At 68.1% G+C, this 14,638-nt stretch carries 16 protein-coding genes; 7 read left to right on the top strand and 9 right to left on the bottom strand.

Annotation, left to right across the window (positions count from 1 at the left end; translation table 11 throughout):
* Window positions 1-18 precede the first annotated feature (18 nt).
* Window positions 19-402, bottom strand: a complete 384-nt coding sequence (locus C5B90_RS18340) for a RidA family protein (protein WP_115883392.1) — start codon at window positions 400-402, stop codon at window positions 19-21.
* A 188-nt stretch (window positions 403-590) separates the two neighbouring features.
* Between C5B90_RS18340 and C5B90_RS18335 the strand changes: the two genes are divergently transcribed.
* Both C5B90_RS18335 and C5B90_RS18330 read left to right on the top strand, forming a co-directional pair.
* The gene (locus tag C5B90_RS18335; RefSeq protein WP_115883497.1) at window positions 591-1,205 is read left to right on the top strand and encodes a transcriptional regulator; all 615 of its coding nucleotides are present in this window, start codon (window positions 591-593) and stop codon (window positions 1,203-1,205) included.
* A 42-nt stretch (window positions 1,206-1,247) separates the two neighbouring features.
* Window positions 1,248-2,207 carry a hypothetical protein gene (locus tag C5B90_RS18330; protein ID WP_115883391.1) on the top strand — a complete coding sequence of 320 codons (960 nt, stop codon included), beginning with the start codon at window positions 1,248-1,250 and terminating at the stop codon, window positions 2,205-2,207.
* A gap of 8 nt (window positions 2,208-2,215) precedes the next feature.
* On the opposite strand, the gene C5B90_RS18325 is transcribed toward C5B90_RS18330, so the two are convergent.
* From C5B90_RS18325 to C5B90_RS18315, 3 genes are all read right to left on the bottom strand, one after another.
* Window positions 2,216-3,112, bottom strand: coding sequence for a hypothetical protein (locus tag C5B90_RS18325; RefSeq protein ID WP_004970628.1), 897 nt, complete (start codon window positions 3,110-3,112; stop codon window positions 2,216-2,218).
* 75 nt (window positions 3,113-3,187) lie between these two features.
* On the bottom strand, window positions 3,188-5,203 hold the full coding sequence (locus C5B90_RS18320) for a hypothetical protein (RefSeq protein ID WP_115883390.1): 2,016 nt from the start codon (window positions 5,201-5,203) through the stop codon (window positions 3,188-3,190).
* Window positions 5,204-5,359: 156 nt separating this feature from the next.
* Entirely contained in the window at window positions 5,360-6,193 is an 834-nt protein-coding gene (locus C5B90_RS18315) for an MBL fold metallo-hydrolase (RefSeq protein WP_115883389.1), read from the bottom strand.
* Window positions 6,194-6,699: 506 nt separating this feature from the next.
* Between C5B90_RS18315 and C5B90_RS18305 the strand changes: the two genes are divergently transcribed.
* On the top strand, window positions 6,700-7,149 hold the full coding sequence (locus tag C5B90_RS18305; RefSeq protein WP_115883387.1) for a TIGR00725 family protein: 450 nt from the start codon (window positions 6,700-6,702) through the stop codon (window positions 7,147-7,149).
* 18 nt (window positions 7,150-7,167) lie between these two features.
* Here C5B90_RS18305 and C5B90_RS18300 read toward each other — a convergent pair whose 3' ends face one another.
* The 3 genes from C5B90_RS18300 to dph2 form a co-directional block, all read right to left on the bottom strand.
* Window positions 7,168-8,772, bottom strand: a complete 1,605-nt coding sequence (locus C5B90_RS18300; RefSeq protein ID WP_115883386.1) for a hypothetical protein — start codon at window positions 8,770-8,772, stop codon at window positions 7,168-7,170.
* An 80-nt stretch (window positions 8,773-8,852) separates the two neighbouring features.
* Complete coding sequence (locus C5B90_RS18295) at window positions 8,853-9,413, bottom strand: hypothetical protein (protein WP_115883385.1); 561 nt, start codon at window positions 9,411-9,413, stop codon at window positions 8,853-8,855.
* Window positions 9,414-9,609: 196 nt separating this feature from the next.
* A complete protein-coding gene (gene dph2, locus C5B90_RS18290) occupies window positions 9,610-10,644 on the bottom strand; it encodes a diphthamide biosynthesis enzyme Dph2 (protein ID WP_115883384.1) in 1,035 nt (344 codons plus the stop codon).
* Window positions 10,645-10,809: 165 nt separating this feature from the next.
* Between dph2 and C5B90_RS18285 the strand changes: the two genes are divergently transcribed.
* The 4 genes from C5B90_RS18285 (at window position 10,810) to C5B90_RS18270 (ending at window position 13,250) form a co-directional block, all read left to right on the top strand.
* On the top strand, window positions 10,810-11,463 hold the full coding sequence (locus tag C5B90_RS18285; protein WP_115883383.1) for an alpha/beta hydrolase: 654 nt from the start codon (window positions 10,810-10,812) through the stop codon (window positions 11,461-11,463).
* Window positions 11,464-11,543: 80 nt separating this feature from the next.
* On the top strand, window positions 11,544-11,918 hold the full coding sequence (locus tag C5B90_RS18280) for a YlbF family regulator (RefSeq protein ID WP_058567703.1): 375 nt from the start codon (window positions 11,544-11,546) through the stop codon (window positions 11,916-11,918).
* 64 nt (window positions 11,919-11,982) lie between these two features.
* Window positions 11,983-12,600 (top strand): CDP-4-keto-6-deoxy-D-glucose-3-dehydrase, encoded by a 618-nt coding sequence (locus C5B90_RS18275; RefSeq protein WP_115883382.1) that lies wholly within the window; start codon window positions 11,983-11,985, stop codon window positions 12,598-12,600.
* A gap of 26 nt (window positions 12,601-12,626) precedes the next feature.
* Window positions 12,627-13,250 (top strand): transcriptional regulator, encoded by a 624-nt coding sequence (locus C5B90_RS18270; RefSeq protein ID WP_115883381.1) that lies wholly within the window; start codon window positions 12,627-12,629, stop codon window positions 13,248-13,250.
* A gap of 18 nt (window positions 13,251-13,268) precedes the next feature.
* Here C5B90_RS18270 and C5B90_RS18265 read toward each other — a convergent pair whose 3' ends face one another.
* Together C5B90_RS18265 and C5B90_RS18260 are read right to left on the bottom strand one after the other, a co-directional pair.
* On the bottom strand, window positions 13,269-13,535 hold the full coding sequence (locus tag C5B90_RS18265; protein ID WP_058567936.1) for a hypothetical protein: 267 nt from the start codon (window positions 13,533-13,535) through the stop codon (window positions 13,269-13,271).
* A gap of 73 nt (window positions 13,536-13,608) precedes the next feature.
* Window positions 13,609-14,541 (bottom strand): peptidylprolyl isomerase, encoded by a 933-nt coding sequence (locus tag C5B90_RS18260; protein ID WP_115883380.1) that lies wholly within the window; start codon window positions 14,539-14,541, stop codon window positions 13,609-13,611.
* Between the last annotated feature and the right edge of the window lie 97 nt (window positions 14,542-14,638).

Raw genomic sequence — 14,638 nt, 5'->3', positions numbered from 1 at the left:
AATTGGTAGGTGCGCGACCTATCGTTTGACGCCCGTCGCCTCGATTTGGACGGCGGCGTCGTTCGGGAGTTCGGAGACGCCGACGACAGTCATCGCCGGCCGTCGAGCGTCGAAATAGGCGTCGTAGGCCGACTCGATGGCATCGATTCGGTCGAGGTCGGTCGTGTACACCGTGGTTCGGAGTACGTCGTCTAAGTCGATTCCAGAGCGTTCGACAGCCGCTTCGACGCGTTCGAGCGCGCTCATCGTCTGGCTCTCGACCGACGGAAGGCTGTCCGTCGTCTGTTCCGGTTCGGGATACTGCGCGTCGAAGAAGACGAGTTGCAGGTTCCGCTTTCGGGCGCCGTATCCGGCGGTCGCTTTGAACTGGTCGCTCTCGTACCGGATCGCATCGCCGTTCATACCTGTTCCTCCGTGGGATTCGTTCGAATCTGATACACGGTCGTACTACTCCGCCAGCGGGCATCGACGTATCGCTAGCATGTACTAACTCCGGGAGAGACGTTCTCACGCGGGGGACGAGAGGGTCAAACGGGCGCTTGACTCATGGCCGTCTCTTTATCGGCAGAGTGAGAACGACGGCCGAGACCGTGAGTTCGTTGCTCCCACTGAAACCCGCTGCAGCATCGGTTCGAGACCGGTCCCTAAGCCCGCTTCTCGTCGAACTCGACGACGCTGACGCGGACGAGGTTCTGTCGGCGCTCTCGTCGGCCACCGCGAGACGGCTCCTCGCCGCCGTCTACGACGACCCGCGCCCCGCCTCCGAACTGGCAGACGCGCTCGACACGACGCTTCAGACCGTCAGCTACCACGTCGAGCGACTGGTCGACGCTGAGTTGATAGAGCCCGTGACGACGTGGGTCTCCGCGCAGGGGCGCGAGATGGCCGTCTACGGCCCGACCCGTTCCGCCGTCGTCCTCTTCGCGGGCGCGGAGCGAACCGAATCGAAGCTCTCCTCCGGGCTTCGGACGCTCGTCACCGGCGTGGGCGCCACGCTGGTCGGAAGCATCGCCGTGCAGGCCCTGTGGACCACACGACAGTCGCAGGTCCGGTACGCCACGCCCGCGCCGGTCGCATCCGACCCGGGCGTCGCGGAGTTCGTCTCCTCTTTCCTCGCCGGCCCCGGCGGGCTCGTTCTCCTCGTCGGCGTCGTCCTCGCCGTCCTCGTGAGCTTCGGGACGGTCTGGACTCAAAGGCGCGTTTGAGCCACACACAGGGGGAAGTGACCCCTACGCGTTGGGGTAGGTGTGCAACGAAGAACCCTCCTCGCCGCGGCCGGAACCGGCCTCGCGGCGGCGCTGACGGGCTGTATCGCGAGTGCCGGCGACGGCGCTGACGACGCTGACGACGGAAACTCGACGACCGAATCGACCCCCGACTCGACGCCGACGCCCGAACCGGTGGAAGCCGTCTCGGTCGCGACCGGCGAGCGCCTCACGACCGTCGTCGGCGACGGCCCCGCCAGCGACGACGGGGCGCTGAAACCGCACCACGTCCGCCTCGAAAATCCGACCGACGAGCCGTGGACCGCCCGTATCGACGTTTCGCGCCCACTCGGTTCAGGCCACGTGGAGACCTACGAACTTGACCACGACGCGACGGTGAATGTCTCGCTTCGCATCCCCGCGGACTACGAGGTGACGGTTACCGACATCGACTCGGACGCCGTGGCGACCGAATCGGTCGGTCCGGACAGCTTCGACTGTAACCGCTCATGGACCGCGTTCTCTCCCGGTGACGGCGGTGTCTCGGTCTCCGGGGCGTCCACCCGGATGGCTTGCGGACCCCAGGTGGTCGCGGCCGACGACGCGGTCACGGTCGCGCTCGGCGACGGGTCGCTTCCGACCGAGGCTGTCAAACCCCACGGCCTCGCCGTCGCGAACCCGACCGACGTGGCCGAAGTCGTCGAGTTCGCCTACGAGACGCCCGCGGGCGCGGTCGCCTTCGGCGGCACATACCGTCTCGAACCCGGCGCGCGGGTCGGCGCGTCGCTGACCGAAGCCCGCGAGGTCACGCTTCGCGTCGCTCGGCGGAGTGACGCGGGCGACGAGGTGTCTGAGGCAGTCACCGTCGAAAAATCGCAGTTCGACTGCAACGCGTCGAACACGACCGTCTCACTCACCGACGACGGCGGCTTCGAGGCGCGGACACTCTCGACGCTGATGTTCTGTGGCGACGCGGACGCGAAAAACGAGTCGTCGGCGTAGGTCAGCGGTCAGACCTTCAGTTCGGTCTCTAACTCGGGCGACGCGATGGCCCGCTTGACGGTTTCGGCGGCCGGCGTCGCCTCCGCGACGTTCTCCATCAGGACCGTCTCGCTCGGGAACAGGTGTTCGCCGAGGACGAGGCCGTGTTCGCGCGCGGTCGAACCGGTCATCGTGAGGTAGACACCGAGGCCGGTCTCCGCGATTGCGGCCTCTTCTTCGGGCGCGTCGTCCGGGTACGCGAACGTCACATCGTCGAGACACCGCGTGCCGAGGACCGCCTCCACGAGGCGCTCGTAGCGCGGCGAGATACACAGGTCGCCCGCGTAGTCCGCGACGAAGTCCCGGTCGAGTTCGGAGCCCGGCGGGAGAAGTTCGGGGTCGGCCATGAGCGTGTGGTAGACCGTGTCGCCGAGGCCGGAGACGACCCGAACGTCGGTGTCCATCGGGTCGATACGGGCGTTCACGTCCTCGATGCTCCCGAGGCCCTCGGGGCGGAGTTTGACGACCTCTTCGAGGACGAGGTCGGCGCTGTCGAACCCGAGGCCGAACTCATGGGTCCTGAGGGCGCGGAACGGCTCCTCGCGCCCGACGAGATGGATGTCCACCCCGTCGATTTCGAGGACGACGCTGTCGAAGACGATGCGCCGCGGCATGCCGTCTCGGTCGTCGCGCAGGAGCGTGTACTCCGGCGCGGCGGGGTCCGAGAGGTCGCTGTAGTCCGCGAGTCGCTCGTACACGTCGTGTTCCGGCTGGGTATGGCCCTTCGTGACCGACTTCTCGTATCGGAGTGTCGAGGTGATTTCGTCCGCCACCTCGGCGATGCTCTCGGTCGTGGCGAACCGTTCGAGCACCGCTTCGAGGGGGCGACCCTTTCGCGGAACAGCGACGCGCACCGTCTCTGTCATCATCGGAACGTCGGGGCGGCCCGCTAAACAGGTTGCGCTTCGGGAAAGCGTCTCTCGGGAGCGCGCTCGGTCGGGTTACTCGGCCTCGCCGTCGTCGTCGCCGGCGGCCGGGCCGCCGCCCATGCCGGTGCCGAAGGCCCCCGCGAGGCGCTCGCGGAAGGTTTCGAGTTCGGCGACGGTGTCGTTCAGCTCCCGGATGTCGTCGCGCAGGGCCTCGATTTCCTCGTCGGCCGCGGCGTCTTCGACCCGCGATTGAACCTCCGCGAGGCGGTCGTCGAGGGCCTCGCGCGTCTCCACGATGTCCCCGTCGAGTTCGGCGATATCCTCGCGGATGTCGCCGACTTCGGCGTGGAGGGTCGAGGCCTGCTCGGTCGCTTCCGCGGCGCTGTTTTCGGCCCCTTCGAGTCGGTCGACGGTCTCGTCTAACCGACCGGCGATGTCGTCGAGGCGCTCGCGGACCGTCACGAGTTCCTCCTCGCGCTTGGCGAGCGTCTCCTCGACGCTGTCGAGGCGGGCGGAGCCGGCGTCGATGTTCCGCGAGGCGGTTTCGAGCCGCTCATCGTGGTCCTCGAACCGACCGTCGTGGTCGTCCAGTCGGCCCTCGACGGCCTCGAACTGCTCGTTGTGAGATTCGAGCCAGCCGTGGTAGTCGTCGAGCGTGTCGTCCGCGGTTTCGAGGTCGGACGCGAGGCCTTCGAGCCGGCCATCGTGGTCGTCCAGCCGACCCTCGGCGTCCGCGACCCGCGTGGCGACGCGGTCGGAGCGCTCGTCGACCGCGGCGATGGTCTCCTCGGCCGCGTCGAGCCGAGAGGTCGCGTCGTCGACCGACTCGACCGCGCCGTCGACCATCGAGTCGAGGGCGTCGAGGTCCTCGCGGAACGCGGTCATCTCGGCGCGGAACTCGGAGACGAGTTCGCTCCCGGTCCCCTCCTCGTCGATGAACTCGGCGAGCGCGTCGGAGTACGCCGCGAGGTCCTCCATCTGCGACTGGAGGCGGCGGATGCGAACGTCGGTGCTCCGGCGCGTCTCGGCGTCGACCGCCTCGCGCAGGACTTCGATGTCCTCCTCGTCGGCCGCGCCGGACCGAATCTCGGCGGCGAGCGCCCCAACGAGGCTGTCCGCGTCGGGCGCGGGCGCGCTTCCGGTCGCGGCGACGTCGGCGTCCTCAGCCGACGCGCCGGCCGGCGGTTCGGCGTCCGCTTCGGCATCGGCGTCGGCGTCTTCGGCGGCTTCAGCCTCGACCTCGGCATCGACATCTGGCTGTTCGAGGTGCGCAGTCACGGCCGGCGCGGTGTCGGTGGCGACCGCGCGCGGGCCGGTCGGTTCGGCGGTGTCGTCGGCTTCCGCGTCGGCGTCGAGAACGTCGTCGTCGGCTTGGCTGACCTCGTCGGCCACGTCGGCCACGTCGGTCTCGTCTTCCTCGCCGTCTCCGCCCTCGAAGGCGGCCGCGAGGTCGTCGTCGGTCGGCTCGTCGTCGAGGACTTCCGCGCCGTCGGACGCCCCGGGGGCCGCCTCGGCTTCGACGGCCGCTTCGGCCTCCACGGCGTCGTCGGATTCGGCCGCGTCAGCGGTGGGTTCTTCGAGGACGACTTCCCCTTCGTCCTCGCTATCCGCGTCGGCCTCCTCCTCGTCGTGGAGTGGTTCGCGGTTCCCCGCGAGCACGTCCCGGACGAGTTGACTGCGGTCCTCGCCGAGGATGTCGTCGATGTCGTCGGGGTCGATGCCGCCGTCGATCGGGATGCGCTCGAGCGTCGGCTCTTCGAGGAAATCCGTCTGGTCGTGGCCGTCGGTGATGCGGATACCGTAGACCGTTACGAGTTCCTCGCCGGGGTCGAGCGTCCGCTCGTACTCGACGCGGTGGTCTTTGTAGGCCGTCCAGTTGTCGCTCTCGAACTCGGGGTGGAACCCGACGCTCTCCATCGGGAACGACTCCGGAATACGGTCGATGACCCGGATTCGGGTCGCCTCGTCTCGCGTCGAACTGATGACGAACTTGATAGCGGGAACGGGAAACTCGTCGGCGGCGAAGGTCTTTTCGACCGTGACCTCGCCGTCGGAAACCGATGTAACCCCTTCGGACTCGCGGCTCATGGCCGCCACTTTCCCGACATCCATTATAAAACAACCGGGGGCCGTGGGACTCCCCCGCCGCCGTCTCTCGATTCGACTGTTTCGGCGCGGTGACTGTCCGTCCGTGGCGAGCGTCGCTAACAGGGCCGCCGCGCGAAAGTCAGTTCGGACGCGACCTCAGAGGTCGACGCGGTCGCCGATTTCGACGAGGTCGAGCGAGCGCGGGGCCTCGAAGCTCTTTGCGTGGTGGTGCAGCACCTTCGGGTCGGAAGTCATGCCCTTCCACATGTCCCAGTGGGTCGGGACGAGGCGGTCGAGGTCGAGGTCGCTCGCGGCCTCGATAATCTGGTTTTCGTCGTTGTACCACTTCGTTCGAATCGGCTCGCCCGTCTCCTTGTCGGGGATGTTGCCGATGGTCCCGAACGCGAGGATGCCGAGGTCGAGGTCGTAGCGCTCGCCGATGTCGGCGAACTCCTCGGCGGGCTTGGTGTCGCCGGCGTGGATGAACGTGCCCGACTCGTGTTCGAAGACGTAGGCGACCGGGTGGGACGCGTCGGGGTCGTAGACGGGTTCGACGTGGACCGTGAACTCGCCGATTTCGACGGTGTCGCCCTCCGTAACCTCCTCGAACTGGTCCTCTGAGAGGTCGTAGTCGTCGAACCACGCCTCGTCGTCGTAGGCGACGGCGAGCGAGTCATCGGGGGCGACGAACGTCGCACCCGTGTTCTCGAGGATGGGGGCCTGACTCGGGCCGTGGACGTGGTCCGTGTGCTCGTGCGTGGCGAGGACCGCGTCGGCCTCGGTCACGTCCTCGGGGTCGAACGGGACGGGAATCATGCGGACCGTCCGCGGCGGGTCGCCGATGCCGACGTACGGGTCGACGAACAGCGTCGTGCCCTCGCTGCCCTTGATGACGAACCCGTTGCATCCCAGATACCAGATGGCCACCGTCTCGGGGTCGGCCGACTCGACCGCGCGCGGGAGCCAGTCGCTCCAGTCGCTGACTGTCATAGAGACGTGTCCTCGCGCGGGGGGACTAAGCGTTGCGCTCTCTCGCGTTCGACGCGCCGCGAGAGCCACCACCAGTTCCGTGACACCGCCACCAGCGCGTCCCGGAATTCGGAGGGATTTCCCGAATATGTGTTGAAATACCATAGAACGCAATAGAATCGGGAGGTGTATGTGGTGTATAAGGTATTACCTCGACAAGATATTTAGTGTAGGCTCACATGGCATCAAATACCATGACAGGACCTCACAAACAAACGGCGAACTTCTCGTCGATGGCTCGGACGATGCGCGCGTGCAGTGCGTGGGAAGCGGTTTCCCCACTGGACGACGAGGCATGGCGAACAGACGAGTTCTGACGCGACCGAGCACTCCGCGTCCGCCCCGGTCGGGCGACGTGGCCCCGCACTTATCTTCTTCGACGCGGTCCGATACCTCATGTCCATAGCGACCAGTCACGACGACGAGCGACGAGCCGACACCACAGAACGCAGAGCGGGAGGCTCGCCGTGCGCGTGAGCGTCATCGGCGGCAGCGTCGTCCCCGAGCCGGTCGAAACACTCGCCGAAGATGTGGGTCGCCTGCTCGCTCAGCGCGGCCACGAGGTCGTCTGCGGCGGCCTTGGCGGCGTCATGGAGGCGACCTGCCGCGGCGCGAAAGACGCCAGCGGCACGACCATCGGCGTCCTCCCGGGCGAGGACCGCGACGAGGCGAACCCCTACGTCGATATCGCCGTCGCCACCGGACTCGGCCACGCGAGAAACGCGCTCGTCGCCATGAACGGCGACGCCGTCATCGCCATCGACGGCGGCGGCGGAACCCTCTCGGAAATCGGCTACGCCAACGTCTTCGACCGCCCGACGGCCGGGCTCAGAACCCAGCAGGTCGGCTCGCTCGACGGGTTTGAACCGTGCGACTCACCGGAGGATGCCGTGGCGTTCATCGAGGACACGGTCTGAGAATCGGGCCGTGCCGCGCTACGCGCCCGCGACGCTCCCGTCGCGTTCGACGCAGTCGCGGAGCAGGTCGTCGACGACGGTCTCTCGGAACGTCTCCCAGTCGGTCGTCGACGTCCAGAGCCGGCCCGCGTCCGTGGGTTCGAGCGCGTCTCGGCCGCGTTCCCGCTCGCGCGTCGTGACGAACCCGTTCGCGGTGAGTCCCTCGACGGCCACGTCGAGCCGCGGGGCGAGCGCGTTCGAGAGCCGCTTTTCGAATCGGTCGCCGGTCACGCTATCGCGAGCGACGCCCACGCAGAACGAATCGAAGGCCGACCACGTCTCCTCGTCGCGCGCGCCGGCGACGATACCGTGGTGTTCGGCGCGCTCGCGGAGTTCGGCGGCGACGGCGCGGCGCGTCCGCGGGCGAGAGCGCGGCGGCCCCGTGGCGAGGACCGACAGCACCGCCGCTTCGAGGTCGCCCAGCGGCGAGAGCGCGTGCCCGTCGAGTTCGAGGGCCGAGTCGCCCGTCGCGGGGCCGGCCTCGTCGAGTTCGGAGAGGCTCGTCGCGGCCGCGGCGGCTCGGTCCGTGAGTTCAGTCGTCCGCTCGGCGACCGGGCCGGCGGCGGCCGAGAGTTGCGACCGGGCGTCGAGATAGGCGTCGAGATACGCCTCGAAGCGGTCGAGCGACGCGAACAGCTCGATGGTCGCCCGGTCTTCGAACTTCCCGAAGCGCGCCTCACAGCTCGTTCGGAAGCGGTCGACCAGTTCGTGGGGGTCCTCCTCGACCGACGCGAGCAGACGGCTCTCGTCGTCGAGCCACGCGTCGAGCGCATCGAGCACCGCGTTCGGGTCGCGCGTGTCCTCGGGGGCAGGACGGGGTGCCTCGGACTCGACGAGGTCCGCGAGTTGCTCGCGGGCGCGCCCGACGTAGGAACTCATCGCGCCGAGCGGCGAGTCACCGCTAGAGCGCGCCCCGCGAGCGCCCGCGGTTCGGCCGGCGCGGGAGTTCGGACGTGACCGTCGGGACTCGCCGCTGGCCTCGGCGAGCGCGTCTCGCAGGTCCGACAGGGCGATTCGGAGCGGTCGGGCGACGGCGGCGGCCGCGGGGCCGTCGGCGATGCGGCGGAACTCGGCGAACGCGTCGGACGCGGCCTCGACGTCTGAGACGAGGGTCCGGAGGTCGTCGATGGCGGCGAGGTCGGGTCGGTCGGTCGCGGGAATGGTCAGAAGCGAGACGGTCTCGCGGTCGAGTTCGCCGCCGTCGACGAGGGCGGTTCGCGCGGCGTAGAAGGCGGCGGCAACCTGCGGGGGCGCGCCGGCGAGGTTCACCCGCACGTCGCCGTCCGCGGCGGCCTCGCGGAGTAAGTCGGTCGTCGCGGCGTACAGTTCCTCGAAAGAGCCGGTGAAGGGGAGCCGTGCTTCGTCGACCGTCCCCCGGCCGGCGAGCCGTTCGCTGACGGTTTTCGCGGCGTGTGCGCTCGCTCGTGGCGCGCCGGGCGCGCAGTCGTCCGGGTCGCGACCCTGCTCGGGGTCGGCCTCGTCGCGGACCAGACGAACCCGGTCGGCGTCGATGTCGCCTGCTTCGAGCGGGGTGACGACCCGCTGCACGTCGAGTCCGAGGACGGAGAGGTGGGTCGTCGACATCTGTCTGACCCATTCGCTACCGGTACCCTGAATGTTGTGGTGGCTCCTGAGAGCCGCCTGTCAGAAGCGCCGGCGCGGCGTCAGGTCCACGAGCGGACGAGGTTGCGGCCGACGACGCCGAGTCCGAGGGTGTCGACGACGAACAGGATGACGCCGCCGAGGATGGGGACGAGCGACAGGACCGCCGCGACGAGCGCGCCGACGACGAGCGAGACGCCCAGCGAGGGCGACCCGCCGGCGGCGACGCCGGTCACGAGCGAGCCGAGGAGGACGGTCGCAAGCGCACCGCCGACGATGCCGAGGAGGATGAACGCGAGGAACCCCGGAATCGCCACGAGGAGGCCGATGATGGTGATTGCGAGGAGGACGAGGACGATGAGGCCGCCGATGCCGACGCCGAGGCCCCAGAGGAACGACCCGCCGGGGTCGTCTCGAATCTCGGCGATGGCGTCTCTGGTGTACGCCGGGGCCGCGGCGACGAGGATGCCGCCGACGACGAGGTCGATGAGGAAGCTCCCGCCGGCGCGAAACACCGGCGAAAGCTGCTGTGCGGATTCGAAGTTCTGCGCGGCGGCGGTTCCCGCGAGGGCGAGGACGCCGAGCAGACTCAGGAGAGCAGTTCGTGTTCGTGGAGGGACCATACGTGTCCGTCGAATGGCGACTCGTATAGGTATTCTGGATGGACTGTCAGGAAGTCGAATACGTCAGAAACGAGGCGCGACGAGAGAAGCGAGACAGGACGCGACCCGCGGCGGCGTCGCGAGAGCGACGCGCTGGTGGCGGCCGGGGGCGCTCACCGGGGGTCTCGGGGTACCGGCTGTCGTGGAGCGTCTCGGGCTACCAGGTGCCGTGGAACGTGTCGAACTCGAGGGAGTCGAGAGGCTCGTCGCCGACGGCGATGCGGTACTCCTGCGGCGTCAGCATCGGCTTGTGGAACCGCGGGCCGTCGTCGGTCGTGATGCGCGGGCAGCCGGTGTTGACGAACGCGTCCATGTCGAAGTTCCGGAGCCGGTCGGGCGTCACCTCGTCCATCGTGATGAGGTAGGCGTTCTCGTTGTCCTCCAGAATCTTCTCGGCGATTTCCATGCGACCCTGGCCGATTTTCGTACAGAAGATGACGCCCCACTTCTCGGCGTCCATCGCCTTGTGGACCGAGGCGTAGCGCTGTTTCATGAACTTCCGCGTGTCGGCGATGGTGACGACGTTGTTGACGGGGTCGGCGATGACGACGTTCTTGTCGGGGTGTTCCATCGCGAGGCCGAGCGGGTGGAACTTGCCGCCGCCGACGTAGAGCACGTCGTCCGCCGGGATGTCCGCGGAGGCGTAGTTGCAGCCGAGGACCTGTCCCTCGTAGGTGAGGCGGTCGTCGCCCTTGCGGGTCTGGACGGTGTAGCCGCGCTCTTCGAGCCAGTCGCACATGTCCTCGAAGCGGTTCATGTGCTGGGCGGTGGTGACGAGGCCGACCTCGTCGCCCTCGATGTCGTCGAGTGCGTCCTCCATGATGGGGAACGGGTCGACGTTGGAGAACAGCGGGACGTAGATGATTTTGTCCGACTCCTTCATCGGCGAGTGGCCGAAGTGGACGAACACGTCGGTCCGCCGCATGAGGTAGGTGTCGAGGTCACACGCGCCGTAACACGGCTGGCCGGAGAGCATGAACGTCACGTCGTCATCACAGAGCTGTCGGAGGTCGTCGGCGACGGCCGGGCCGCGGCGCTTCAGTCCCTCGGGGAACTGGAGGCCGACGCGCTTGGCGTCGCGTTCGTTGACGGCTTCGACGATTCGTTCGAGTTCGTAGTCCCACTCCCGGTCGTGCTTCAGCGACATCCCGGTGTTTCGAAGGTCTCCCTCCGAGGAGGCGTCCTGGCTCATTGCCCCATCGTTACGGACGGAGCCGTTTAACCACCGCGCTTCCCCACGAATGGGCGTCACACACCCGCACGCACGCCGAAGCGAACCGCGGCGTCGACGGCGGCGTCACCCGGTTACCCCGTTGTCACTCGGGGATTCAAGACTCGCGGCGGCTTACCGCCGTCCATGTCTGACATCCCCCTCGAACACGTCCACGTCGAACCGTCGGAACCGGGCGACGGACCGGCTCCCGCCGTCGTGCTGCTCCACGGCCGCGGCTCGAACGAACAGGACCTCCTGTCTATCGCACAGGAGTTCCCCGACCACGTCCACGTCGTGAGCCTCCGCGCGCCCGACCGCCTGCAGGGCGGCTACACGTGGTACGAACTCGACCTCTCGGAGGGCGGCCTCCACCAGAGCCAACCCCACGCGGAGCAGTTCGAGCGCTCGCGGAACCTCGTCCGCGAGGCCATCGCCGGCGCGGTCGAGGCGTACGACATCGACCCCGACCGAATCGGCCTCCTCGGCTTCAGTCAGGGTGCGATTACCAGCCTGTCGCTCCTCCTCGACGACCCCGACGACTACGCGTGGGTCGTCGCGCTCCACGGCTACCTCGCGGACTCCCACGCCGACCTCGACCCCGACGGCATCGCCGGCAAGCCGGTGTTCGTCGGCGGCGGGTCGATGGACCAAATCATCCCGTCCTCGCGGGTCGAACGCGCCGCCGAGCGCCTCCGCGACCTCGGCGCTGACGTGACCGCAAATCTCTACGGCGCGCCCCACGGCGTCAGCCCGGACGAACTGCAGGACGTGGTCGCGTTCGTCGAAGCCCGCGTCTGAACCCTCAGCGGGGGCGACCGCTCGACGTCTCTCCTTCCCCGTTCGGCAGGTTGAAACCGCTCGCACCCCAACGCGCGGCTATGAGCACGCAGACGACGCGGCTCGAAGAACTCGGGCGCGAACTCGGCGAAGCCATCGCCGACCATCCGAAGTACGAAGCCTACGAGGAGGCGAAGGCCGCCGTCGAAGCCGACGACGACGTGCAGGAACTCATCACGGAGTTCAACCAGCTCCGCGAGGAGTTCAACGTGGCCCGTCAGATGGGCGAAGCGACCCAAGAAGGGCTCCAGAAAGTCCAGGCGGCACAGGAGGAGCTTCACTCCGAACCCGTCATGGAGGAGTATCTCCTCGCGCAGGCCGAACTCGTCGGTGAGTTAGAGAAGATTAACGAGGCCATCTCGGAGCCGCTTTCGGTCGACTTCGGCGGCGAGGCCGGCGGTTGCTGTAACGACTGAACTCGGCTCGACGCGACTCGTTTTCGCCGCAGGTTCAAGTACCAAGCCGGGGGCAACCCCGGCTATGTTGGCAATCGCGGGCGGCAAGGGCGGCAGCGGAAAGACCACCACGACCCTCGGACTGGCGAGCGCGCTCGACGGCCCGGTGCTCGCCGTCGACGCCGACAGGGACATGCCGAACCTCCACGCGATGGCCGGCGTGGAACGCCCGGGCGACACCGCCGCGGACGGTCCCGCGGGCGAGCCGTCGGTCCGAGCGCATCCGACCGACCCGACCGTCTCCGTGCTTCCGGCACCCGCCGGCACCGACGACGACGCCTTCGAGCGGTGGCTTCGGACCGCCGCGGCCGACGGCCGGCGCGCGGTCGTCGACTGCCCCGCGGGCGCTGGGCCCGATGCCGCCGTCCCGCTCCGCGTCGCCGACGCCGTGGTCGTCGTGTCGCCGCTGTGCGCGCCGGCGCTCCGCGACGCCGCCAAGACGGCCGCGATGGCGCGGGCGCTCGGTACTCCGGTCGTCGGATGTATCATCTCACGTTCACGAATGGCCCCCGAGGCGGTGTCCGACCTCGTGGGCGCGCCGGTGCTCGGGACCGTTCCGGAGGAGTCGTCGCCAGTCCTCACTCGTCCGACAGTTCGGGCCGCGTACCGTCGAATCGCCGACAAGATACCGGGGAAGAAGTAATATGAGCGACCCCCTAACACACGAGCATGTCTCGACTGGCGACGGGAATCGACGTGCTCGACCGCCAACTCGGCGGGGGCATTCCCGCGGGGAGCATCGTCCTCCTCGCCGCCGACCCGGCCAGCCAGTCGGAGCTGTTCTTACACGAGCTCACGACCACCCGAGGGACGCTGTGGCTGACGACGATTCGCTCGGAACAGGCCGTCACCGACGCGCTGGAACGGAATCCCGGCCCGACCGGGAGCCCCACCGTCCGCGACGTGGGCGGCGACGCGCCGCTCGACACGGCGAGCAGTCTGGTCCGCGACCTCCCAGAGGGCGCGAACCTCGTCATCGACGTGGTTGACGTACTCGAACGGAGCGAGGGCGCTCGCTATCGGAAGTTCCTCAACGACCTCCAGACGCACATGGTCAACACCCAGGGGCTGACCGTCCTCCACGGGCTGAAAGGCGAGAGCGTTCCGGACAACCGCGACCTGACCGAGCACATGGCCGACGTGGTGTTCGACCTCGACACGAAGATAGACGGCTCGGAAATCGTCAATCGGCTCGCAGTCCCCAAGTTCCGCGGCGGACGGGCGCTCGACGAGACCATCAAGCTCCGGCTCGCGGAGCGCGTCACCGTCGACACCAGCCGCGACATCGCCTGATCGAGCCCGAGCAGCCGCTCAGAACGCGAAGAAGCCGAACGTGCCGAGCGTGACGGCCGCGATGAGCGCCATCCACGTCCGGGCGGACAGCGCCGCGCCGCGGGAAAAGACGTAGGCGAAGTACGGTGCGAGCGGGGAGAGTCGGTAGACGAACGGCACCTCGATTCCGGCGCCGTACTTGAGCGAGAGCGTCAATGCGACGGTGCAGAGCCCGGCGACGAGCGCGACTTTCACGTCTGTGAGGTCGCGGAACTCGGCCGTCGCGGCGTCGTCTGACGAAGCCATAGCTACGAGGCGGTCGGAAGGCGAGTGTCAAGAAGCCGCCGATTCGCCGGGACGGCGAGGGCGGCGGACTCGCTTACTCTTCGTCGGCGTCGAGTTCCGCGGCGAGTTCGTCGGCGTCGATGTCGACGTCCTCGATTGCCTCTTCGATGTCGGCGCCGCCCGCGCCGCCCATCATACCGCCGAGGCCGCCCATGCCGCCCATGCCGCCCTCGATGGTCTCCTGCACGATGACGCGGTCGATGTCCAGCCGCTGCATGATGTCCTGCGCGATCTGCTGCTTGGAGAACATCCACTGCTGGTTCATCGTCATCTGGGGCGTCGCCTCGATGTAGAGCGTGTCCTTCTCGACGGTGACGGTCTCCGTCTCGGGCTCGGCGTCTTCATCCTCGTCGTCGTCGGACTCGACGACCTGCTCCTCTTCGACCTCGTCCGTCTGAATCCAGACTTCAGGGGCCTGCTGGAGGTACATGCCGAGGAGACCGGAGGCCTGCTCCTCGCGGTCGTCGACGAGTTCGAGCACTTCGTACTCGTATTCGAGGTCCTCGCCGGCGAGGGGGTGGTTGAAGTTGACGCGGGCGCGACCGCCGATGATGGTCTCCAGACGACCCTGGTCGCCGTCGATGGTGACCTGTGCGCCGGGGTAGCGGTCGTCCTCGTCGATCTTGTTGGCGCTGACCGTGCGCACCTCGTCCTCGTCGTACTCGCCGAAGGCGTCGGCCGCCGGAATCTCGACGGTACCCTCGTCGCCAGCCTCGGCACCGATGAGAGCCTCGTCGACCTCGGGGAAGACGTGGCCGGCACCGACGATGACGACGCGGGGCTCGAACTCGTAGCCCTCGACGTCGATCTCGGCCTCTTCGGCCACTTCTTTGTCCGTCGTGTCGACGACGTCGCCGTCCTCGATCGTTCGCACCGTGTACGCGAGGCGGACGAAGTCGCCGTCCTGAATACCGGACTCGACCTCTTCATCGACCTGCTCGGCCTCCGCCTGCTGTTCGTCGCTCATACACGCTACGTGACTCGTGCGACCCTTAAGAATCACGTTTCGCTGCCGCGACGCGTTCGAGGCGGCCGACGCCCGGGAACTCGACCCCGAGGGCCGC

The sequence above is a fragment of the Haloferax sp. Atlit-12N genome (assembly GCF_003383095.1).
Taxonomy (GTDB): domain Archaea; phylum Halobacteriota; class Halobacteria; order Halobacteriales; family Haloferacaceae; genus Haloferax.
This window is presented reverse-complemented; position numbering and strand designations above follow the sequence as displayed.

What these genes read in the sequence shown, in the direction of transcription:
- C5B90_RS18340 (WP_115883392.1), bottom strand. Translation starts at nt 402, where the DNA reads ATGAACGGCGATGCGATCCGGTACGAGAGCGACCAGTTCAAAGCGACC.
- C5B90_RS18325 (WP_004970628.1), bottom strand. Translation starts at nt 3,112, where the DNA reads ATGACAGAGACGGTGCGCGTCGCTGTTCCGCGAAAGGGTCGCCCCCTC.
- C5B90_RS18320 (WP_115883390.1), bottom strand. Translation starts at nt 5,203, where the DNA reads ATGAGCCGCGAGTCCGAAGGGGTTACATCGGTTTCCGACGGCGAGGTC.
- C5B90_RS18315 (WP_115883389.1), bottom strand. Translation starts at nt 6,193, where the DNA reads ATGACAGTCAGCGACTGGAGCGACTGGCTCCCGCGCGCGGTCGAGTCG.
- C5B90_RS18300 (WP_115883386.1), bottom strand. Translation starts at nt 8,772, where the DNA reads ATGTCGACGACCCACCTCTCCGTCCTCGGACTCGACGTGCAGCGGGTC.
- C5B90_RS18295 (WP_115883385.1), bottom strand. Translation starts at nt 9,413, where the DNA reads ATGGTCCCTCCACGAACACGAACTGCTCTCCTGAGTCTGCTCGGCGTC.
- dph2 (WP_115883384.1), bottom strand. Translation starts at nt 10,644, where the DNA reads ATGAGCCAGGACGCCTCCTCGGAGGGAGACCTTCGAAACACCGGGATG.
- C5B90_RS18285 (WP_115883383.1), top strand. Translation starts at nt 10,810, where the DNA reads ATGTCTGACATCCCCCTCGAACACGTCCACGTCGAACCGTCGGAACCG.
- C5B90_RS18280 (WP_058567703.1), top strand. Translation starts at nt 11,544, where the DNA reads ATGAGCACGCAGACGACGCGGCTCGAAGAACTCGGGCGCGAACTCGGC.
- C5B90_RS18275 (WP_115883382.1), top strand. Translation starts at nt 11,983, where the DNA reads ATGTTGGCAATCGCGGGCGGCAAGGGCGGCAGCGGAAAGACCACCACG.
- C5B90_RS18270 (WP_115883381.1), top strand. Translation starts at nt 12,627, where the DNA reads ATGTCTCGACTGGCGACGGGAATCGACGTGCTCGACCGCCAACTCGGC.
- C5B90_RS18265 (WP_058567936.1), bottom strand. Translation starts at nt 13,535, where the DNA reads ATGGCTTCGTCAGACGACGCCGCGACGGCCGAGTTCCGCGACCTCACA.
- C5B90_RS18260 (WP_115883380.1), bottom strand. Translation starts at nt 14,541, where the DNA reads ATGAGCGACGAACAGCAGGCGGAGGCCGAGCAGGTCGATGAAGAGGTC.